This is a genomic window from Serratia sp. JKS296, from assembly GCF_900215445.1.
Lineage (GTDB): Bacteria > Pseudomonadota > Gammaproteobacteria > Enterobacterales > Enterobacteriaceae > Serratia > Serratia marcescens.
Genome location: NZ_OCMX01000001.1, coordinates 1,007,090 through 1,028,706, shown reverse-complemented (window position 1 = coordinate 1,028,706; position 21,617 = coordinate 1,007,090). Strand labels below are relative to the sequence as shown.

The window sequence follows — 21,617 nt, the reverse complement described above, 5'->3', positions numbered from 1 at the left end:
CTGGATATCGTCTTGTGGAGTGCCCACACAGATTGTCTGATAAATTGTTAAAGAGCAGTGAGTTAGGCGCTTTCGCTTGCTAACTCGAGGTGGCGTATATTACGCTTTCCTCTTTCAGAGTCAACCCTAATTTTCAGGATTTTTTCTCTTTCTTCCCGGCCGCTGTGTGAAGTGAATCACTTGCGCCGTGTCGATGGAGGCGCATTATAGGGAGCCGGTTCAGAATGACAAGCGATAATATGCATTTTTTATCTGACCGCTCACTATTCATTCGTAACGCCTATTAAACCCGCTTTTTGATGGCTGCCGGCAGGTCCGCCAGGCTATTTAGCACCCAATCGGCCAGCTTTTCGCCCTGCTCCGTCACCGGCTTGCCGGTACGCACCAGCACCTTGGTGCCGACGCCGGCCGCGATCGCCGCCTGCATGTCTTCCGGTTTATCGCCCACCATATAAGAAGCGGCCATATCGATGTTCAATTCCTGCTGCGCTTGCAGCAGCATGCCCGGCTGCGGTTTACGGCAGTCACAGACCTGACGATACTCCTCTACTACCGCCTCAGGATGATGCGGGCAGAAATAGATGCCGTCGAAGTCGACGTCGCGATCGGCCAGCGACCAGTCCATCCACTCGGTCAGGTACATAAACTGGTCTTCGCTGAACTTGCCGCGCGCAATGCCCGACTGGTTGGTCACCATCACCAGCGCGAACCCCATCTTTTTGAGTTCGCGACAGGCGTCAATCACGCCGTCAATAAAGTGGAAGTTGTCGATTTCATGGACATAACCATGGTCAACGTTAATCGTACCGTCACGATCGAGAAAAATTGCTGGAACGCTTTGTGTCACCGCTTTGCTCCTGAGGGGCTGAATACGCTGACAGTATCGCATGTTTTACCCCGCACTGAGAACGCCGGAGAACGTCGCTGGCCGTTGACTTAGACGTCTAGACGCCTTAACATCTGACCATACCTTGGTTCCACGCCGAGGTTTACTTTTATCTAGCCACGGGCAACCACGCTAAAATAAGAAGAATATGATTAAACTTTCTAACATCACTAAAGTGTTCCAGCAGGGTTCGCGCACCATTACCGCGCTCTCTGACGTGACCCTTCACGTCCCTGCCGGGCAAATCTATGGCGTTATCGGATCTTCCGGCGCCGGCAAAAGCACGCTGATTCGCTGCGCCAACATGCTTGAGCGCCCGACCTCCGGCCAGGTGCTGGTCGATGGCCAGGATCTGACGTCTCTGTCGGAAAGCGAACTGACGCGCGCCCGTCGCCAAATCGGCATGATCTTCCAGCACTTCAACCTGCTCTCTTCCCGCACGGTGTTCGGCAACGTGGCGCTGCCGCTGGAACTGGACAATACGTCGCGCGCCGAGATCAAAAAGCGCGTGACCGAACTGCTGGAGCTGGTCGGCCTGGCGGACAAACACGACGCCTACCCGGCCAATCTGTCCGGCGGCCAGAAACAGCGCGTGGCGATCGCCCGTGCGCTGGCCAGCAATCCCAAAGTGCTGCTGTGCGACGAAGCCACCAGCGCGTTGGATCCGGCCACCACCCGTTCCATCCTGGAACTGCTGAAAGACATCAACCGCCGTCTGGGTCTGACCATTCTGCTCATCACCCATGAAATGGACGTGGTGAAACGCATCTGCGACCAGGTCGCGGTCATCAGCCAGGGGCAGCTGATCGAAAAAGACAGCGTCAGCGAAGTGTTCTCACACCCGAAAACCCCGCTGGCCCAGCAGTTCATTCAGTCCACGCTGCATCTGGATATTCCGGACGACTACGCCGCGCGCCTGTCGCCGGAGCGCCAGGGCGACCGTCAGCCGCTGCTGCGCCTGGAGTTCACCGGTCAGTCGGTCGATGCGCCGCTGCTGTCTGAAGCCGCTCGCCGCTTCAACGTGAACAACAACATTATCAGCGCCCAGATGGATTATGCCGGCGGCGTAAAATTCGGCGTGATGCTGGCGGAGCTGCACGGCAGCGACGAAGACGCGCTGGCGACGATTAAGTTCCTGCAAGAAAATCAGGTAAAAGTAGAGGTTCTGGGTTATGTCTGAGGCAATGATGTGGTTGATGGCGCGTGGCGTGTGGGAAACCGTCATGATGACCTTTGTCTCCGGCTTCTTCGGTTTCGTGCTCGGCCTGCCGGTAGGCGTGCTGCTGTATGTCACCCGCCCGGGGCAGATCATCGCCAACAATTCGCTGTATAAGATCCTGTCCGGGCTGGTGAACATCTTCCGTTCCATCCCGTTCATCATCCTGCTGGTTTGGATGATTCCGTTTACCCGCATGATCGTCGGTACCTCGATCGGCCTGCAGGCGGCCATCGTGCCGCTGACCGTCGGCGCCGCGCCGTTCATCGCGCGCATGGTGGAAAACGCCCTGCTGGAGATCCCGTCCGGTCTGGTGGAAGCGGCGCGCGCCATGGGCGCCACGCCGATGCAGATCATCAAGAAAGTGTTGCTGCCGGAAGCCCTGCCGGGCCTGGTTAACGCCGCGACCATCACCCTGATCACCCTGGTGGGCTACTCCGCCATGGGCGGCGCGGTCGGCGCCGGTGGTCTGGGCCAAATCGGTTACCAATACGGTTATATCGGTTATAACGCCACAGTTATGAATACCGTATTAGTATTACTGGTAGTTTTGGTTTATCTGATCCAATTCTGCGGCGATCGCATCGTCAAAGCCGTTACCCATAAATAATTTCACCGCATATTAATGCGAGTCTAATGAGGAAGGGATATGTCGTTAACATTTAAATCCATCGCGACAATTGGCGCACTGATCGGCACGCTGGCTCTGGCGGGTTGTGGCCAGGATGAAAAGAATCCGAACCACATCAAGGTCGGCGTAATCGTCGGCGCAGAGCAGCAAGTGGCTGAAGTGGCGCAGAAAGTGGCGAAAGAGAAATACGGTCTGGACGTTGAACTGGTCACCTTCAACGACTACGTGTTGCCTAACGAAGCGTTGAGCAAAGGCGATATCGACCTGAACGCTTTCCAGCACAAGCCATATCTGGATCAGCAAATCAAAGATCGCGGCTACAAACTGGTGCCGGTCGGCAACACCTTTGTTTACCCGATCGCCGGTTACTCCAAGAAAATCAAATCGCTGGACGAACTGAAAGAGGGCTCTCAGATCGCACTGCCGAACGATCCGACCAACCTGGGCCGTTCGCTGTTGCTGCTGCAGAAAGTCGGTCTGATCAAACTGAAAGACGGCGTTGGCCTGCTGCCGACCGTGCTGGACGTGACCGAGAACCCGAAAAACCTGAAACTGGTTGAGCTGGAAGCGCCTCAGCTGCCGCGCTCTCTGGACGATCAGCAGATCGCGCTGGCGGTGATCAATACCACCTACGCCAGCCAGATCGGCCTGACGCCGGCGAAAGACGGTCTGTTCGTGGAAGATAAAGACTCGCCTTACGTCAACCTGCTGGTTGCGCGCGAAGATAACAAAGATGCGGAAAACGTGAAGAAATTCGTGCAGGCCTATCAGTCTGACGACGTTGACGCCGCCGCCAACAAAATCTTCAACGGCGGTGCGGTGAAAGGCTGGTAAGCGCTTATTCACCCATTTTATTCCTATAATTGCAAGACGGGCCAAGGCCCGTCTTGTTATTTCCGCCATAGATTGCTTCAATAGCGCCACTTTCATTAAGGCAGAGGAATCTCAATGCGTGTTTTACCTCTCTGTTTGTTAGCGCTCGCGCTGGCCGGATGTTCATCGCAACGTATCGCGCCATCCTCAACAAACAGCACCAGCAAGCCGACCACGACCGCCCCGGCCAAGACCACGCCGGCCGCCCGCCCCGCTCCGGTAAAACTGTATAAAAGTGCAGAAGAACTCGTGGGCAAGCCGTTCCGCGATCTGGGTGAAGTGTCCGGCGAATCGTGCCAAACCACCGTGCAAGACTCCCCACCGAATCTGGCTACCGCCCGTAAACGCATGCAAATCCGTGCGTCTTACATGAAGGCCAACGCCGTGCTGCTGCACGACTGCCAGATTGTCAGCGGCGTCGCCGGTTGTTACCAGCAGGCCGTTTGCCAGGGCTCGGCGCTTAACGTCTCGTCCAAATGACCGAATTCGTTTTCGAGCAGATCGGCGTGATCCGCTCGCCGTATAAAGAGAAATTCGCCGTGCCCCGCCAACCGGGGCTGGTCGAAGACGGCGGCGGCGAACTGCTGCTGCTGCCGCCCTACAACCAGGCGGAAGCGGTGCGCGGTCTCAGCGATTTCAGCCATCTGTGGGTGATGTTCATTTTCCATCAAACCATGGAAGGCGGCTGGCGCCCGACGGTGCGTCCGCCGCGTTTAGGCGGCAATGCCCGCATGGGCGTGTTCGCCACCCGCTCCACCTTCCGCCCCAACCCGCTCGGCATGTCGCTCATTGAGCTGAAAGGCGTGCGGGTGAAAAACGGTGAAGTGGCGCTGGAACTGGGCAGCCTCGACCTGGTCGACGGTACCCCGGTGGTGGACATCAAGCCTTATCTGCCGTTCGCCGAGAGCCAGCCGCAGGCCCGCGCCGGCTTTGCCCAGGCCGCGCCCGCCGGCGATATGCCGGTGCGTTTCGCGCCGCAGGCCGAGCAACAGCTGCAGCAACATCAGGCGCGCTACCCGCAATTAAGGCGTTTTATCAGCCAGGTGCTGGCGCAAGACCCCCGTCCCGCCTATCGTAAAGGAGAGGACGTCGAACGGGATTACGCCGTCTGGCTGTTGGATTTCAACGTGCGCTGGCGCGTCGTGGACGGCCACACCGAAGTGTTGGCGCTCGACCCGCGTTAAAATTCCGCCGCCTCTCTTTTGGCGACCCGCTCGCGCTGGTAAACTAAACCACTTTTGTCACTTTTGGCCGCCACTCTGGCAGCCCGATGCAATTTGCAGTTCTAACGGAACCAAAACACCATGCGTACTAGCCAATATCTGCTCTCCACACTGAAGGAGACACCTGCCGACGCCGAAGTGATCAGCCACCAGCTGATGCTGCGCGCCGGGATGATCCGCAAGCTGGCCTCCGGTCTTTACACCTGGCTGCCGACCGGCCTGCGCGTTCTGAAGAAGGTTGAAAACATCGTTCGCGAAGAAATGAACAATGCTAACGCGATCGAAGTGTCCATGCCGGTGGTTCAGCCTGCCGATCTGTGGCAGGAAAGCGGCCGTTGGGAGCAATACGGCCCCGAGCTGCTGCGCTTCGTCGACCGCGGCGATCGTCCGTTCGTGCTGGGCCCGACGCATGAAGAAGTGATCACCGATCTGATCCGCAACGAGATCAGCTCGTACAAGCAGCTGCCGCTGAACTTCTTCCAGATCCAGACCAAGTTCCGTGATGAAGTGCGCCCACGTTTCGGCGTGATGCGCTCCCGTGAGTTCCTGATGAAGGATGCCTACTCCTTCCACACCTCACAGGAGTCTCTGCAGGAGACTTACGACGCGATGTACGAAGCGTACAGCAAAATCTTCAGCCGCATGGGCCTGGATTTCCGCCCGGTGCAGGCCGATACCGGCTCGATCGGCGGCAGCGCCTCGCACGAATTCCAGGTGCTGGCGCAAAGCGGTGAAGACGATATCGTGTTCTCCACCGGTTCCGACTTCGCCGCCAACATCGAGCTGGCGGAAGCGGTCGCGCCGGCAGAGCCGCGCGCGGCGGCCAGCGAAGCGCTGCGCCTGGTGGATACGCCGAACGCCAAAACCATCGCCGAGCTGGTCGAGCAATTCCAGCTGCCGGTGGAAAAAACCGTGAAGACGCTGATGGTGCGCGCCACCGAAGAGAGCGGCCACAAGCTGGTCGCCCTGCTGGTGCGCGGCGATCACGAGCTGAACGAAGTCAAGGCAGAGAAGCTGGCGCAGGTTGCCGCGCCGCTGACCTTCGCCACCGAAGAAGAAATTCGCGCCATCGTCGGCGCCGGCCCGGGTTCACTCGGCCCGGTCAACTTGCCGATGCCGGTGGTAGCCGACCGCAGCGTGGCGGCGATGAGCGACTTTGGCGCCGGCGCCAACGTTGACGGCAAACACTACTTCGGCATCAACTGGGAGCGCGATCTGCCGCTGCCGCAGGTGGCCGATATCCGTAACGTGGTGGAAGGCGACGCCAGCCCGGATGGTCAGGGCACGCTGCTGATCAAACGCGGTATCGAAGTGGGCCATATCTTCCAGCTCGGCACCAAGTACTCGGAAGCGATGAAAGCGACCGTGCAGGGTGAAGACGGCCGCAACCAGGTGCTGACCATGGGTTGCTACGGCATCGGGGTCACGCGCGTCGTGGCCGCCGCCATCGAGCAGAACCACGACGAACGCGGCATCATCTGGCCGGACGCCATCGCGCCGTTCCAGGTGGCGATCCTGCCGATGAACATGCACAAGTCGTTCCGCGTGCAAGCGCTGGCGGAAGAGCTGTACAACACCCTGCGCTCCCACGGCATCGATGTGATCCTCGATGACCGCAAAGAGCGTCCGGGCGTGATGTTCGCGGATATGGAGCTGATCGGCGTGCCGCACTCTATCGTCATCGGTGACCGTAACCTCGACAACGAAGAGATCGAGTACAAGAACCGCCGCGTCGGCGAGAAGCAAATGATCAAAACCGGCGAAATCGTTGATTTCCTGCTGGGCCAGATCAAACGCTGAGCGACGAACGCCAGAAAATAAAAAACCCGCCTAGGCGGGTTTTTTTATGTCCGAAAACGCTTACTTGCTGCTGCAGTTCTTGCTGCGGTCGAACGCGATTTTGCCGTCCGGCACCACCGCCTTCTCTATCTGCCCTTCTTCCATCGATGGCTGCACGCTGAAGTGCGCATTGAAGGTCAGGAACACCGGCTCGCCGGCATTTTTGTTGGCTTTGGCGTAGCCTTGCTCCAGCGCGATGTTGTTATCCACCGGGAACGTGATGCCGGTAGCGCAGTCCTTAAAGACTGCCGCATCCGCCATATAGGTGTAACTGCCTTTCATCACCATCGGGGTTTTAGGCAACGGTTTTTCAATCGGCTCCAGGCGATAGTTCAGCTTGGAGGCGATCGGCGCGCCGCTGCGATCCAGCATCTCCAGGCTTTTGCCCACCGGACGGAAGTAACGTTTTTCACCGGTGCTGTCGGTCAGCACCAGCTTATCCGCAGTGCGCGCCCATTTGCCGTAGTCGGCAAAGGTCTGATCGCCGTCTTTGGTGCCGCGATAGGTTTCCTGCAGCACAAAGGTGCCGTCTTCATCCAGGAACAGCGCCGTATCCAGCCCGCCGCAATCGGCGCAAGGCAACAAACCTTGATAACTCTGCGGCATCGCCTGCAGCGGTTGTTCCTTCGGCTGATAATGATTGTTGCATCCCAACAACGAGAGTGCGCCTGCCGCCAAGAACAGGGCTACCGTAATTTTCTTCACAGTTATTCTCCTACTGTGTTCATGTATTCCTAAGTGCGAACCTTGCCGCGCAGCGCCTTGGTGGCGCCTTTACGCGCCTTGCCTTCCAAACGGCGCAATTTCGCCCCTTTCGTCGGCTTGGTCGCCTTGCGCGTTTTTTCCACCACCATCGCCTGCCGAATCAGCGCGGCCAGCCTGGCCAACGCCGCTTCGCGATTCAATTCCTGACTGCGATACTCTTGCGCCTTGATAATCACCACGCCATCGGCGGTAATTAAATGGTGATTCAGCGCCAGCAGCCTTTCCTTATAATACTCTGGCAGGCTGGAGGCCCGAATGTCAAAGCGCAAATGGATCGCCGTTGAGGTTTTGTTCACGTGCTGGCCGCCCGCGCCCTGCGCGCGGATCGCCGTCAACTCAAGCTCATTATCCGGTATGGCGACGTTTCTTGACAGTTCCAGCACCGGTCACACCTGTGCCCGCTGCCACTCGGCAAACTGGATTTCCAGACTATTCTGAGCATCGGACAGCCAAATAGTTCCCTCCTGCAGCGTCGCCTGCAGCGTCATGGTGCGGCTGGCCAATGCCGTCAGGCGCGCCAGCTGTTCGTCATCGAGGAAGCGCACGCTCAGGTTCTTGTAGCCGGCCACTTTTCCCTGCATCGCCTGCCACCACACGTGCGCGGCGCGCTCGCCGTAAGCGTACAAGACCACGCGCGGCGACTGGTTGCAGGCCTTGCGGATGCGTTTTTCGTCGGGCAATCCCATCTCGATCCACATTTCCAGCCCGTTGTGGTCGTTGCGCTGCCAGATCTCCGGCTCGTCGTCGGCGCTCAGCCCTTTGGTGAACACCAGCCGCTCGTCGGCATGACAGATCCAGGCCAACAGGCGCAGCATCATGCGCTGCTCGTTTTCGGACGGGTGTTGCGCCAGCGTCAGCGTGGCGTCGTGGTAGAAGTGACGATCCATATCAGCAATATTGACCGCGGCTTTATAAATGGTTGCTTTCAGCGCCATGGGTGACCTCGTTATTATCCGGCGACAGTGTACTTGATCAGGGCCAAACCCCGCCAGCGCGGCCAGGCTGCGGCAGTGCGAAAGGCGTGCCGGGGTGCTGATAACTCCATAACAGCTGTGCTATAGTCGTCTAGGATAGGATAAAACTCCGAGAGCCTGCGCCTCATCGCGATAGTAGTCTTGATGATGCAGAGGTTCTTAAGGGAGGAAACTGTGCAACAATACTGTGAGTTAGTACGCCGTACTTACGCCGAGATTGGCAGTGGAGATCTTGGCTACGTGCCTGATGCGCTGGCTTGTGCGTTAAAGGCATTGGACGATGTCGCAGCGAACGATGCGCTACCGTCCTCCGTTAGGGAACAGGCGGCCTTTGCCGCCGCTAACTTATTGGTGAGCGACTATGTTGATGAATGATGAGTACCAACCCATCAATTGCGATGACTACGACAACCTGGAACTCGCCTGTCAGCATAAACTTATTCTGAAGCTGGAGTTACGCGACGGAGAAGTGATCGAGGCCAAGGCGATCGACCTGCTGCAAAAGAAACGCGTTGAATATCTGACCATCGAACAGAACGGCCAGCAGCGCGACCTGCGCCTGGACCATATCAGCAGTTTCAGTCATCCGGAAATCGGTACCGTGGTCGTCAGCCTGTCGGACTGAGCAGCGGTAACCCCATCCCAACAGGGCAGCCCAACGGCTGCCCTCGTCATTTACGGCTTCAGGCTGGCGTAATAGGCCGCCAGATCGGCGATATCGTCATCCGACAGCCCCGACACATAGGCCTTCATCACCTCGGCCTGGCCGCCGTTGCGCTCCCCTTTCTTGTACGCCTGCAACGCGTGCTGCAGGTACATGGCGTTCTGCCCGGCCAGATTCGGGTACATCGGCACCGTCACCTTGCCCTGCGCGCCGTGGCACGCCGCACAAGCGGCGGCTTTCGCCTGACCGGCGGCCGTATCCCCCGCCGCCAACGCCGGCAGGCTGAACAGGCCGGCGGCCAACAGCGTGATCCCCACTAACTTCATCAGTGCTCCTCGCGATTATGATTTTTTTCCCAGCGCAGCCGCCACGGGCGCTCGCCTTCCGGCACCTGCCCCGCCTCACAGACAAATACGTCCAGCGCGGCGATCAGCTGCTCATCATAGTAAATCAACGGGATGCGTTCACGCTGCCAGGGGGGAATACCCAGTTCCTGCCACAGTTTTTTTATCGGCCGCGAATGGGCGCGCCCCACGATGCGCACCGCGCCCTGCACGCCGCCGAAACGAATGCTGATCTGCTGCGATGGCAGCGGCGCGCGCAGCGCCAGATCGCCCTCACCGGCAACCAACTGCCCCAGCCCGTCCGGCAACGTCAGCGTCTCGTCAGGCTGCCAAGGCAGATGCACATCGCGCAGCGCCGCCAGCGGCGGCAACAGGTGCAATCGGCCGCGGAAACGGCGGATCTGATAGGCGCCGAGCTGCAGCTGCGGTTCGGCATCTTCCCGGCTGAGCGCCACCTCCTCCCACAGACGCTGCAACTGCTCACGCGCCGGCATGGTAACGTTGAACAATGCGATCCAGCGCCGCAACAGAGCGAAGCGCCGCACCGGCGAACAGGCCGTCAAACCGTCGATCGCCAATGAGCGATCCGCCGCCAACAGGCTTTGCAGCGGTTCCGCCAGCAGCTCGTCCAACAATTGCTCCTGTTCGGCGCACAGGCTGGCGCTGCGCGCCACCGCCGAGGCGAAGTGCGGCCAACGTTGATTGAGCTGCGGCAACACCTGCAACCGCAGGAAATTGCGATCGAAGCGCGTGTCCTGATTGCTGTCGTCGTCTATCCAGGCCAAGCCGTGGCGTTGCGCGTAATTTTCCAGCGTTTGACGCGAGCAGCCCAGCAGCGGCCGCAACAGCAGGTGCTCGCCCAGCGTGGCGCGCGCCGCCATCGCCGACAACCCCGCCGGCCCGCTGCCGCGCTTGAGCGCCAACAGGAAAGTTTCGCTTTGATCGTCAAGGTGTTGGGCGGTGAGCAGCGCTTCGCCCTCCGCCAATGCTGTGCTGAAAGCGGCATAGCGCGCCGCACGCGCCGCCGCTTCGATGCCGCCCTGGCGGGCATCCACCTGCACGTGCGTCACCATCAGCGGGATCCGCCACTCGGCGCACCGGCTGCGGCAATGCTCAACCCAGCGATCGGCGAAAACGCTCAGGCCATGATGCACGTGCAGCGCGCGCAGCTGCAATGCCGGACGTTGGCGGCGCAATTCCGCCAGCAGATGCAGCAGCACGCTGGAGTCCAGACCGCCGCTGAACGCCACCAGCAACCGCTGCTGTGCGCCCAACTGGTCTGCCACCCGCGTCGTTAATTGATCAGTATCCATTGGTAGGCTTTGTCACTTCTACATAGCTGCACGTTAACCCCGCCTACCGCCATCAATCAAGCATTAACCGTCCGGGCCTGGCGTCGCGTCAGCAGCCACCAGCCGCCCAGCGCCGCGATCACCGCCAGCGCGCACCCGGCCGCTCCCCAGCCGATCTGGGCGAAAATGCGGCCATACGCCTGCATCGCCGCCCCTTCGATGTGATCCTCGGCGGTCTGATTGGCGATAATGCCCGCCAGGTAGTTGGCGATCGAACCGGTCGCCAGCATATAGATGCCGGTCAACACGCCGGTGGCGCCGGGGATATTCAGCCGGGTGATCTGCGCCATCGCCACCGGATCGATAAACAGTTCGGCAAAGCCCATCACCGCCAAACCGGCGATCATCAGCCCCATCGACCCCGGCCCATGCAGCCGCGTATTAAGCGCCATCAGCGTAAAGCCGACACCGATCAACAGCAGACCGAAGGCGAACTTGCACCAGATGCGCAGCGTGCGGTCGCCATCGCCGCTCGCCAGCCAGGCCAGCGCCACGCCGCCCAGCATCACCGCGCAGGCGTTAACCGACTGGAACAAGGCGGTCGGCACCGTCCAGCCGAACCAGCGCCGGTCGACGAAGTGGTCGATAAACAGGCTGATGGAGCTGCCGCCCTGCTGGGCAAAGGCCCAGAACAGCGTGCCCAGCAGCATCAACACCACGATCTGCCACAGCCCCCGGCGCTGGCCGGCGTCCGCGCGCAGCATAATGCGCGCCACCAGCGCCACCGCCGCCACGCACACCAGCCCGAGCAAATAACCGGCCCAGTCGCGCATAAACAACAGCGTGAAGAACAGCGGCGATGCCAGCAACGCCGCCAACAGCCAGCCCCAGTGCGGCAGGCCCAGGCTTCTGGCGCGCATCAGCGGGGCATTCACGCCGCGCGTGTGGCGGAAATGACGCCCGCCCAGCAGGAAGATCGCCAGGCCGGCGAACATGCCGATCCCGGCCAACGCAAAGCCGACGTGCCAACCATAGCGCTCGGCCGCCAGCCCGCAGGCGATCGGCGCCAAAATGGAACCGACGTTGCCGGCGGCGTACAGCAGCGAGAAGCCTCCTTCGCGCCGCGAGTCCTGCGCCGGATACAGCTCGCCCAGTAGGCAGCTGATATTGGATTTGAACAGGCCGTAGCCGCAGATGATGATCGCCAGCGCCAGATAGAGCGACTGGGCAGAAACCGCGCTCAGGCCGAGCACAATATGCCCCAGGGTCATCAGCGCCGCGCCGGCGATTACCGCGACGCGGTTGCCCAGCAGGCGGTCGGCGAGCCAGCCGCCAAGAATCGGAGTGACGTAAACTAACGAAGCGTAAGCGCTGTAGAGATCGATGGCGCGGCTGTCGGTATAGCCGAGTTGGTGGGTCAGATAGAGGATCAGTAACGCACGCATGCCGTAAAAGCTGAAATATTCCCAAATTTGTATCGCTACGACATAGTAGATTGCGCGCGGCTGTGAGGGTGTTTTCATGGTGGTCTCCCATCAGTCGGTGAACGACAAAGGGGAAGCGCGAGGCCTCCCCTGTGATTGGCTGCGGTTATTTCGCCTTCAGCACTTTCACCCGATAACGTCCGTCCGCCTGACGGTAGGCGCCATGAATGTCGGTTTCAAAGCCCGGATAATGCGCGCCGATTTCGCACAGCATCTGCAGGAACTCCAGCACCGGCCGGCTCTCCTCGGTCAGCATTTCTCCCGGCATCACCAGCGGCACGCCCGGCGGGTATGGGAGGATCATATTGGCGTTGACCTTACCGACCATCTCTTCCAGATAGACCTCTTCCACTTCGCCGTGCAGCTCTTTCTGGAACGCCTGGTACGGATTCATCACCATGGTTGGCAGCACTTCGAACGCGCGGTACATCAGGTCCGGCAGGTTGTGTTGCTCCACCAGGCGGTGAATGTTCTGCGCCAGATCCTGAATGCGCATGTTTTCATAGAAATCAGGCGCTTCCTGATACAGCGAAGGCAGCATGTTTTTCACCCGCAGGTTCAGGTCGAACGAGCGTTTGAAGTCGGTCATCGCACGCAGCAGGCTGAGCGCCTTGGTTTTGTCGATGCCGATGCTGAACAGGAACAGCAGGTTGTACGGCCCGGTTTTCTCGACGATGATGCCGCGCTCGTCGAGGTATTTCGCCACGATGCTGGCCGGGATGCCGAATGGCTGCATCTCGCCTTCCTTGCTCATCCCCGGCGTCAAAATGGTGACCTTGATCGGATCGAGGTACATGTGTTCATTGTCGATATTCTTGAAACCGTGCCAGGCGCTGTCGGAGCGCAGCGGCCAGCACTCCGGCTCATCGATGTGCTCCGGCTGCCAGACGTCGAAGAACCAGCCGTCGGATTCGACTTTCAGGCGTTTGATCTCTTTACGGAACTTGATCGCGCGTTCGATAGAGCCGTGGATCAGGCGCTTGCCGGCGTTGCCTTTCATCATCGCCGCGGCGGTTTCGGTCGAGGCCACAATGCCGTAGTGCGGCGAAGTGGTGGTGTGCATCATGTAGGCTTCGTTGAAGGTTTCTTCGTTGATGTCGCCCTTCACGTGGATCATCGATGCCTGCGAGAAGGCCGCCAGCAGTTTGTGGGTGGACTGGGTTTCATAGATCACCTTGCCCTCCACGCGGCCGCCGCTCATGCCACACTTGCCTTTATAGATCGGATGGAAGTTGGTGTAAGGCACCCAGGCGGAATCGAAGTGGATAGACTTCACGTCCAGGGTGTTCTTGATAAAGTCGGTGTTGTACAGCAAGCCGTCATAGGTGGAGTTGGTGATCACCGCGTGCACCGGCCAGGTGGCGTTCGGGGTCTCCTTCACGCGTTTGGCGATGGTGGCGCGCTGGAACTCGCTCTGCGGAATACCGCCGAGGATGCCGTAGGCGTTGCGGGTCGGGCGGAAGTAGATCGGCGTGATGTCGCTCATCATCATCAGGTGAGTCAGCGACTTGTGGCAGTTACGGTCAATCAGCACCGTGCTGCCCGCCGGCGCCGAATACATGCCGACGATCTTGTTGGCGGTGGAGGTGCCGTTGGTCACCATGTAGCTGCGTTCGGCGTTGAACACGCGGGAAATGTACTCTTCCGCCTCTTTGTGCGGGCCGGAGTGATCCAGCAGCGATCCCAGCTCGGACACCGAAATCGAAATATCCGACTTCATGGTGTTCGGGCCGAAGAAATCGTAGAACAGGCTGCCCACCGGGCTTTTCTGGAACGCGGTGCCGCCCATGTGGCCCGGCGTACAGAAGGTGTATTTGCCTTCGCGCACGTATTTGAACAGCGCCTTGGTCAGCGGCGGCAGGATGGTGTCGATATACTCGTCGGTGTTCTGTTTGATCTTGGCGGCGATGTCGGTTGCCGCGCCGAGCGCATACTCGAAGAAGCGCACCTGCATGCGCAGATCGTTCAGGCTGACGTCCAGCGTCGAATAGGTGTTGGCGAATGCGTACAGCGGCATGTATTCGTTCAGTTGGCTGATCTCTTCGCACAGCTCCAGGTTGTATTTGTCCCAGTCGAAGATCACCCCGCACAGACGGGCGTTGTTCTCGATCAGTTTCAGCAGGTCTTCGCGATCGTTAGGGTAAACGATGCGGAAATCCAGACTTTCCAGCGCCTGATGCAGTTCACGGATGGGCTCTTCTTTGAAGTAGACACCCATGTGATTCATGATGGCGATAACGTTCATATGCATTTCTCCTGGCAAAGCAAGCCCCTTCCCGTCGCGGCTGACAGGTCGGAAAGAAAGGGGCTGGGTAAATTCAGTCGGTCAGCGGACGCGAATCAGTGCGCTTTGGCCGTGGTGTTTTCATCGACCGCCGCGGCGTTGGCAGCCTGGCGGGTATTCATTTTCCGGGCGTAGAACATCAGGATAATCAGGCTGATGATAAAGGTGCCGGACAGTTCGAAAGAGTTGGCGCCCATCAGCGCGATGAAGCAGAAGCCGCAGCCGCACACTGAAGCGATCAGGCTCAGCAGGTTGCGCACGTTGACCCCTTCAAAGCGGATCAGGTCTACGCAGGAGTAGAAGTAAGGCAGCATGGTCAGCAGCACCGCGATGCCGGTCAGCTCGCCGAACAGGTCGGAGGCTTTGCCGCCGGCGGAGCTCATCAGGGTGATCAGCACCATCAGCGCGGTCATTTTGCAGCCAGCCAGCAGCAGGCCTTTCTTCGGAATACCGTTTTTATCCAGCTCGCCGTACACTTTCGGGAAGTTGCCGTCGTTGGCGGCGCGCACCCCGGCCTGGCCGACCAGCATCATCCATGACCCGAGCGAGGTCAGGCAGGCAAAGGCGGTGAACGCGGAAACCATCGGTGCCGCCCAGTTGCCCATAATCGCCGAGGCGCTGATGGCGAACGGCGCGCCGCTGGCGGCCATTTCAGATGCCGGGAACATGCCGCTGATTACCTGGGTGGCGGCGATGTAGATGATGCCCGCCAAACCGGTGCCAAGCATGGTCGCCAGCGGCACGGTGCGTTTCGGGTTTTTCACCATGCCGGTGCTGACCGCCGCGGATTCCACGCCGATGAACGCCCACAGGCACAACAGAATACTTTTGATGACCGCATGGCTGTCGGTGGTGCCGGAGGTATTCCAGTTAGCCTGGTAGGTGGCGGCGTCAAACCAGTGCCAGCCGAGGGTGGCGGTTACGATCACCGGGATCAGCACCAGCACCAGGCCCAGGGTGGTCAAGCGGCTGACCCAGGTCCCGCCCAGCATGTTGACGAAGGTGAAGATCCACACGATGGCGATACAGGCGATGCCGGCAGGCACCGGGTTGTTCAACGCCGGGAAGAAGGTGGAGAGATAAGAAACGGCGGTAATGCCGATGGCCAGGTTGCCGATCCAGTTGGCATGGTAATAAAGCACGCCGGTCTGGAAGCCGAACGCCGGGGAAATTTCACCGGCGTAGGCGATAGGGCCGCCCTGCTGCGGGTTTTTGGTCGCGAGGCGGGCGTACACGTAGGCCAGCGACATCGCCCCGATAATCGAGATCACCCATCCCCAAATGGCGATGGATCCGAGACTCGCCAGGTTGGCGGGCAATAAGGCAATCCCGCTCCCCATCATATTACCGGCGACCACGCCGGTGCAGGCAATAAGCCCTATTTTCTTGGGTGAAGCCATGGTCAGTTTCTCCTGATTTACGTTTCTTATAAGCCACACCCATAAATAAAAGATTTTAATGAGCCGGCTTGATAGTCAGGATGCTAACCATCGGCAGAAATAAAGTCCTAAAGATAAAGTGAGATTACGCTCATGATCATACAAATGATAACCTGAGGTTTTTCATTAACACATCAAGATAAAAAGACAGGCTAAAGAAAAGATAAACATCATTTAAAAACAAAAAGATGACAAGGTTAATGACGCATAACAAATGGCAAAAAAGAAATAATATCGCGCAGCAAAATAATACATTCATGCAACATTGCTTCACCAATAAATAACGCCGCCATGATTCCCGAAGAATAAGGGCGGCGTGCTATTGGATTAATTATTGGCGCTGATAGTTATTTAAATAAGGCACTACGTTGGTCAATGACGTCTGGAATACGCCATTGGTGATCCAATGCAAGGTATCCTCACCGGGGCGAAGATTGAAGGCGGTAATATAAGAGTCGGCCGCCAAATGATTCTGCCCCTGCATTTCATACACCTTGCCCAGCAGCACATAATTCAGCCACGACATTTGCAATTCAATCCCCAGATCGATCGCCCGGTGAGCCTCGTCAATCCGCCCCTGCGTCAAAGCATCTACCGCCAGAACTTGCTGCACGATCGGCGTGTTTTTCAATTCCGGGATCGTCGCCAGATGGCTGATATCGGCACGCAATTGCGCCAAGGCCGGGCTGTCGAACGGTTGATAAGAATTGCGCAGCAGATCCACCAACGCTTTTTCAGCCAGCAGGTAGTGGAAGTTCGGCGCGCTGTTAATCAGCTCGCTCAGCTGGCCGCTGGCGCGGGTCAACGAATCGGCGTCACCGCGGATCAGCAACTGATGCGCCTGGTAGAAACGCTGCAGCAACGGTCCGTTGTCGGGCAGCAACTGCGCCAGACGCTGCTCCAGCTGTGGCGGCCAAGGCTGCTTCAGCGCCGCGGACAGGCTGGCGAGGAAGTCAGCCTGGATCTTCAGTTGGTTATCGGCGGTAATGAAGTAACGCTTGTCCAGCATGACAGAGCTGTCGGCGTTATCCACCAGCCGCACGGAGAGGAAACACTGCTGGGCGCGGTAGTGGCGCTGATTGACGAACTCGATATACAGCGACTTGCCCGAATTGCTGGGGCCGGAATAGTTGTAATTGGTTTGGTCATGCACCAGGAAGGTCGAGTAGGTGTTGAGCGAATCGGTGATCAGCTCGCTGACGCCCACCACATAAGAGAGCTGGGGCATCCAGTTGCTGCAGCTCTCGCCGCCCTGGATGCGGATATCGATATCGCGCGGGTTGAGCAGCACCGGCATGGTCGATACCGGCACGCGCTGCGACAGCGTGGCGATGCCGACAAACGCCACGCAAACGCTGAGCGCCGCCAGAAACGCTAGCCACACCCAGAAGGTCGGGCGACGATAAAAACGCGGCTGCTTTTCGCCAGGCGCGTCAGACGGCGCGCCGCTTGCCCGGCGCGGCGGCACGTACGGCGTCTCGTCGTCATCATCGCTGCCGTCTTCCGGCTCATGCATGATCACCGCGATCTGCGGCGCCGGTGCAATAGCGGGTTGTGTCTCCTCCTCTTCACACCAGATCACCGACGTCGCCAGCTTATACCCGCGCTTGGGCACGGTGATAATGTATTCCGGGCTGTCGCTGTCGCCGTCTTTCAGGTACTTGCGCAGCTCTGAAATACATTGGGTCACCACGTGGTTGGTGACAATATTGCGCTTCCAGACGTTGTCGATCAGCTCGTCGCGGCTCAGCACCACGTCGGGGTGCCGGGCAAAATAACACAGCATGTCGATCAGGCGCGGTTCCAGCGTTTTCTGGCGACCATCGCGGCTGATGGTGTTGTCGGCAGGAGTAACCAGCCACTCCCCGACGCGAAAAGCAGGCTCTTGCATGGCGGAAATAACTCTGTAGGCATGTAGGGCAAGGGCGCGATCATAGCATAATCGCCCCCGGCTGTGGCCGCCGGGAGGCGATTAAGCCGTTAACTCTCGTATAATTCTAACGGTAAACCATCGGGATCGCTGAAAAAGGTAAATCGGGATTGGGTGTAGGGATCGACACGCACCGATTCGCAGGCGACGCCGGCCGCCTGCAGATGAGCGATGGCCTGATCGATGTCGTCGACGCTGAACGCCAGATGACGCAGGCCACAGGCCTCCGGGCGGCTGACGCGAGCCGGCGGCGAGGGGAACGAAAACAGCTCAATGGTGTATTGCCCGTTGAGCGCCAGATCCGCTTTCCAAGAGTCGCGCTCCTCGCGGTAGACTTCACTCAGCAGGGTAAATCCGAGAATGTCGCAGTAGAAATGCTTGCTGGCGGCGTAGTCCGCGCCAATGATCGCGATGTGGTGCACCTGACGTAACGCCAGCATAGAAACTCTCTTCTGTTCGTTTTGATGAGGCACGGTATCCGGCGGCGACAATGCCGTCAATGAAAAAGCCCGACGTATCCTGCCAAACCGCCGGGCGCGTTATGCCATTATGGCTGTGGGGCTTTCAGCACCTTCACCAGATAACGCCCATCCTCCGTCAGCTTGGCGCCGTGGATATCGGTTTCAAACCCGGGATAGCGCTCGCCGATCGAACACAGCATCAGCAGAAAATCGAGCACCGCCCGGCTCTCTTCGGTGATCATTTCACCCGGCATCACCAACGGCACGCCCGGCGGATAAGGCAGGATCATATTGGCCGCGACCTTGCCCACCAACTGATCTAGATCGCAGGTTTCGACATTACCGCGCACCTGCTCCTGGAACATCTGGTGCGGCGTCAGCTTCATTTCCGGCAACACATCGAACGCCCGCTGCATCAGGCCTGGCAGATCGTGTTGGCGGATCAGGCGATGAATGCCGGCGGCCAGATCCTGGATGCGCATATGGCGATAGAAATCCGGATCCTCGGCGTACAGATCCGGCAGCATGTTCTTCACCCGCAGGTTGAGATCGTAGGCGCGCTTGAAGTCGGTCAGGCCGCGCAGCAGGCTCATCGCCTTGGTTTTATCGATGCCGATGCTGAACAGGAACAGCAGATTGTACGGCCCGGTCTTCTCCACCACGATGCCGCGTTCGTCGAGGTACTTCGCCACCAGCGCCGCCGGGATCCCCTCTTCTTCCAGCGCGCCCAGCTCATTCATGCCCGGCGTCAGGATCGTCACCTTGATCGGATCGAGATACATATGATCGCGATCGGTCTGGCCGAAACCATGCCAGTTATCGTCCGGATCCAGCGGCCAGCACTGTGCCTCATCGATCTCTTCCGGCTGCCAGATATCGAAGAACCAGCTGTCGCTCTCCTCGCGCAGCCGCTGCACCTCTCGGCGAAAATGCAGCGCGCGCTCCACCGAACGGTTGATCAAACGGCGCCCCGGGTTGCCGCGCAGCATGGCGGCGGCGGTCTCCATCGACGCCACGATGCCGTAGTGCGGCGAAGTGGTGGTGTGCATCATGTAGGCTTCGTTGAAGGTGCTCTCATCGTAGTCACCCTTGATATGAATCATCGAGGCCTGCGAGAAGGCGGCCAGCAGCTTGTGGGTAGACTGGGTTTCGTAGAAAACCTTGCCGGGCACCCGCTCGCCGCTCATGCCGCTCTTGCCGTCGTAAATCGGGTGGAAGTTGGTGTAAGGCACCCAGGCGGAATCAAAGTGAATCGACGGCACCTCCAGCGTCTGCTTGATGTAGTCGGTGTTGTACAGCAGGCCGTCATAGGTGGAATTGGTGATCACCGCGTGCACCGGCCAGGTGGCGTTCGGCGTCGCCTGCACCCGGGCGGCGATGCTCTCGCGAGTGAACTCGCGCTGCGGAATCCCGCCGAGGATGCCGTAGGCATTGCGCAGCGGGCGCAGATAGATCGGCGTGATATCGCTCATCATCAGCAGGTGGCACAGTGATTTGTGGCAGTTGCGGTCGATCAGCACCGTGCTGCCGGCCGGCGCCGAATACATGCCGACGATCTTGTTGGCGGTGGAGGTGCCGTTGGTGACCAGATAGCTCTGCTCGGCGTTGAAGGTGCGCGCGATGTACTCTTCGGCCTCCAGATGCGGGCCGGTGTGATCCAACAGCGACCCGAGCTCGGTGACCGAAATCGAGATATCGGCCTTCAGGGTATTGGCGCCGAAGAAGTCATAGAACAGGCAGCCTACCGGGCTTTTCTGGAACGCAGTGCCGGCCATGTGGCCCGGCGTGCAGAAGGTGTACTTCCCTTCGCGCACGTAGTTGAACAGCGCCTTGGTCAGCGGCGGCGTAATGGTGTCGATGTATTCCGCGGTGTACTGCTGGATGCGCTGCGCGATGTCGTCTGCCGCATTCAGGCCATACTCGAAGAAATAGAGCACCATGCGCATTTCATGCAGGCTGACGTCGAAAGTGGAGTGGGTATTGATAAAGGCATACAGCGGCAGGTATTCGTTCAGCTCGTTGATCTCGCTGCACAGCTCCAGGCTGTAGTCGTCCCAGTCGAAGATCACCCCGCAGATGCGGGCGTTGGCTTCGATCAACTTCAGCAGGTCACCGCTGTTTTTGGGGTACACCAGCTGGAATCCCATGGCGGCCAGCGCAGCGTGGAGCTCGCGAATCGGCTCATCTTTGTAGTAGACGCCCGTCGGGCCCATGATGGCGATGATATTCATCGGCAGCTCCTGTCAGTTAACGGCCAAGTCTCTATAACACCACGAAAATCCGACGGTGTGTAGCCAAAAAAAAACCGCCCGGAGGCGGTTTCTTGCAGCGAAACACAGAACTCAGCAGTAGCCGTAGTTCATCAGACGCTGGTAACGGCGGTTGAGCAACTCTTCGTCGTTCAGGCCATCCAAATCTTTCAGATCGGCGAGCAGCTGCGCTTTCAGCGCGGCGGCCATCGCCGGCACGTCGCGGTGCGCGGAACCGAGCGGCTCCGGGATCACCGAGTCAATCAGCTTCAGCTCTTTCAGACGCGGCGCGGTGATGCCCATCGCTTCTGCGGCCAGCGGCGCCTTATCGGCGCTCTTCCACAGGATGGAAGCACAGCCTTCCGGCGAAATCACCGAGTAAGTGCTGTACTGCAGCATGTTCACCTTGTCGCCCACGCCGATCGCCAGCGCGCCGCCGGAGCCGCCTTCGCCGATGACGGTGCAGATGACCGGCACGTTCAGACGCGACATCTCACGCAGGTTGCGCGCGATAGCTTCCGACTGGCCGCGTTCTTCCGCGCCCACGCCCGGATAAGCGCCAGGGGTATCGATAAAGGTGATGATCGGCATCTTGAAGCGCGCGGCCATTTCCATCAGGCGCAGCGCCTTGCGGTAGCCTTCCGGCGCCGGCATGCCGAAGTTGCGGCGGATCTTCTCTTTGGTTTCACGGCCTTTCTGGTGCCCGATGATCATCACCGGACGGCCATCCAGGCGCGCAATGCCGCCGACGATCGCTTTGTCGTCAGCGTAAGCGCGATCGCCCGCCAACTCTTCGAAGTCGGTAAAGATGTGTTTGATATAATCCAGGGTATAAGGACGGCGCGGGTGGCGTGCCAATTGGGCAATTTGCCAAGCCCCAAGATCGGCAAAAATCTTGCGCGTCAGCTCAACGCTCTTTTCACGCAGGCGCTGAACCTCTTCGTCCAGATTAATATCTAATTTTTCGTCTTGACGGCTGACTGCAGTCAGCGAGTCAATTTTCGCTTCCAGCTCTGCAATCGGCTGTTCAAAATCAAGAAAATTCAGACTCATAGCATTCCTA

At 59.1% G+C, this 21,617-nt stretch carries 21 protein-coding genes; 8 read left to right on the top strand and 13 right to left on the bottom strand.

Annotation, left to right across the window (positions count from 1 at the left end):
* Positions 1–283: 283 nt before the first annotated feature.
* Complete coding sequence (gene gmhB / locus CRO23_RS04820) at positions 284–847, bottom strand: D-glycero-beta-D-manno-heptose 1,7-bisphosphate 7-phosphatase (protein ID WP_015378880.1); 564 nt, start codon at positions 845–847, stop codon at positions 284–286.
* A 187-nt stretch (positions 848–1,034) separates the two neighbouring features.
* Between gmhB and metN the strand changes: the two genes are divergently transcribed.
* The 6 genes from metN to proS all read left to right on the top strand — a co-directional run bounded on the left by metN (position 1,035) and on the right by proS (position 6,629).
* Positions 1,035–2,066 carry a methionine ABC transporter ATP-binding protein MetN gene (gene metN, locus CRO23_RS04815; protein ID WP_016929862.1) on the top strand — a complete coding sequence of 344 codons (1,032 nt, stop codon included), beginning with the start codon at positions 1,035–1,037 and terminating at the stop codon, positions 2,064–2,066.
* The gene (locus tag CRO23_RS04810) at positions 2,059–2,712 is read left to right on the top strand and encodes a methionine ABC transporter permease MetI (protein WP_004932010.1); all 654 of its coding nucleotides are present in this window, start codon (positions 2,059–2,061) and stop codon (positions 2,710–2,712) included. Before metN ends, CRO23_RS04810 begins: the two co-directional genes overlap by 8 nt.
* 39 nt (positions 2,713–2,751) lie before the next feature.
* A complete protein-coding gene (locus CRO23_RS04805) occupies positions 2,752–3,567 on the top strand; it encodes a MetQ/NlpA family lipoprotein (protein WP_033639535.1) in 816 nt (271 codons plus the stop codon).
* A 114-nt stretch (positions 3,568–3,681) separates the two neighbouring features.
* Complete coding sequence (gene rcsF, locus CRO23_RS04800) at positions 3,682–4,086, top strand: Rcs stress response system protein RcsF (protein WP_025304011.1); 405 nt, start codon at positions 3,682–3,684, stop codon at positions 4,084–4,086.
* On the top strand, positions 4,083–4,790 hold the full coding sequence (gene tsaA / locus CRO23_RS04795; protein ID WP_016929866.1) for a tRNA (N6-threonylcarbamoyladenosine(37)-N6)-methyltransferase TrmO: 708 nt from the start codon (positions 4,083–4,085) through the stop codon (positions 4,788–4,790). Before rcsF ends, tsaA begins: the two co-directional genes overlap by 4 nt.
* A 120-nt stretch (positions 4,791–4,910) precedes the next feature.
* Positions 4,911–6,629, top strand: a complete 1,719-nt coding sequence (proS, locus tag CRO23_RS04790; RefSeq protein ID WP_048797215.1) for a proline--tRNA ligase — start codon at positions 4,911–4,913, stop codon at positions 6,627–6,629.
* A gap of 60 nt (positions 6,630–6,689) precedes the next feature.
* Here proS and nlpE read toward each other — a convergent pair whose 3' ends face one another.
* Genes nlpE through CRO23_RS04775 form a run of 3 tightly spaced genes read right to left on the bottom strand, consistent with a single transcriptional unit; the run spans position 6,690 to position 8,368 of the window.
* Complete coding sequence (gene nlpE / locus CRO23_RS04785) at positions 6,690–7,373, bottom strand: envelope stress response activation lipoprotein NlpE (protein WP_016929868.1); 684 nt, start codon at positions 7,371–7,373, stop codon at positions 6,690–6,692.
* A 29-nt stretch (positions 7,374–7,402) separates the two neighbouring features.
* Positions 7,403–7,816, bottom strand: coding sequence for an alternative ribosome rescue aminoacyl-tRNA hydrolase ArfB (gene arfB, locus CRO23_RS04780; RefSeq protein WP_028127523.1), 414 nt, complete (start codon positions 7,814–7,816; stop codon positions 7,403–7,405).
* A gap of 3 nt (positions 7,817–7,819) precedes the next feature.
* Entirely contained in the window at positions 7,820–8,368 is a 549-nt protein-coding gene (locus CRO23_RS04775; RefSeq protein WP_015378883.1) for a YaeQ family protein, read from the bottom strand.
* A gap of 213 nt (positions 8,369–8,581) precedes the next feature.
* Between CRO23_RS04775 and CRO23_RS04770 the strand changes: the two genes are divergently transcribed.
* Positions 8,582–8,782: a YaeP family protein gene (locus CRO23_RS04770; RefSeq protein WP_004931993.1), complete on the top strand. Its 201-nt coding sequence runs from the start codon at positions 8,582–8,584 to the stop codon at positions 8,780–8,782.
* Positions 8,769–9,032 carry a Rho-binding antiterminator gene (rof, locus tag CRO23_RS04765; RefSeq protein WP_004931991.1) on the top strand — a complete coding sequence of 88 codons (264 nt, stop codon included), beginning with the start codon at positions 8,769–8,771 and terminating at the stop codon, positions 9,030–9,032. The genes CRO23_RS04770 and rof overlap by 14 nt, the downstream gene beginning before the upstream one ends.
* A gap of 50 nt (positions 9,033–9,082) precedes the next feature.
* On the opposite strand, the gene CRO23_RS04760 is transcribed toward rof, so the two are convergent.
* The 9 genes from CRO23_RS04760 to accA all read right to left on the bottom strand — a co-directional run bounded on the left by CRO23_RS04760 (position 9,083) and on the right by accA (position 21,607).
* Positions 9,083–9,397: a c-type cytochrome gene (locus tag CRO23_RS04760; protein ID WP_016929871.1), complete on the bottom strand. Its 315-nt coding sequence runs from the start codon at positions 9,395–9,397 to the stop codon at positions 9,083–9,085.
* Positions 9,397–10,728, bottom strand: coding sequence for a tRNA lysidine(34) synthetase TilS (gene tilS / locus CRO23_RS04755; protein ID WP_097101471.1), 1,332 nt, complete (start codon positions 10,726–10,728; stop codon positions 9,397–9,399). The genes CRO23_RS04760 and tilS overlap by 1 nt, the downstream gene beginning before the upstream one ends.
* 56 nt (positions 10,729–10,784) lie before the next feature.
* A complete protein-coding gene (gene dtpD / locus CRO23_RS04750) occupies positions 10,785–12,230 on the bottom strand; it encodes a dipeptide permease DtpD (RefSeq protein ID WP_049299786.1) in 1,446 nt (481 codons plus the stop codon).
* A 67-nt stretch (positions 12,231–12,297) separates the two neighbouring features.
* The gene (gene cadA / locus CRO23_RS04745; RefSeq protein WP_016929874.1) at positions 12,298–14,436 is read right to left on the bottom strand and encodes a lysine decarboxylase CadA; all 2,139 of its coding nucleotides are present in this window, start codon (positions 14,434–14,436) and stop codon (positions 12,298–12,300) included.
* A gap of 95 nt (positions 14,437–14,531) precedes the next feature.
* Positions 14,532–15,875 carry a cadaverine/lysine antiporter gene (cadB, locus tag CRO23_RS04740; protein ID WP_033635727.1) on the bottom strand — a complete coding sequence of 448 codons (1,344 nt, stop codon included), beginning with the start codon at positions 15,873–15,875 and terminating at the stop codon, positions 14,532–14,534.
* Positions 15,876–16,245: 370 nt separating this feature from the next.
* Positions 16,246–17,805, bottom strand: a complete 1,560-nt coding sequence (gene cadC, locus CRO23_RS04735; RefSeq protein WP_016929876.1) for a lysine decarboxylation/transport transcriptional activator CadC — start codon at positions 17,803–17,805, stop codon at positions 16,246–16,248.
* A gap of 89 nt (positions 17,806–17,894) precedes the next feature.
* Positions 17,895–18,284 (bottom strand): VOC family protein, encoded by a 390-nt coding sequence (locus CRO23_RS04730; RefSeq protein ID WP_097101468.1) that lies wholly within the window; start codon positions 18,282–18,284, stop codon positions 17,895–17,897.
* 107 nt (positions 18,285–18,391) lie between these two features.
* Positions 18,392–20,536: a lysine decarboxylase LdcC gene (locus CRO23_RS04725; RefSeq protein WP_016929878.1), complete on the bottom strand. Its 2,145-nt coding sequence runs from the start codon at positions 20,534–20,536 to the stop codon at positions 18,392–18,394.
* A gap of 111 nt (positions 20,537–20,647) precedes the next feature.
* On the bottom strand, positions 20,648–21,607 hold the full coding sequence (accA, locus tag CRO23_RS04720) for an acetyl-CoA carboxylase carboxyl transferase subunit alpha (RefSeq protein WP_004931972.1): 960 nt from the start codon (positions 21,605–21,607) through the stop codon (positions 20,648–20,650).
* Positions 21,608–21,617 lie beyond the last annotated feature (10 nt).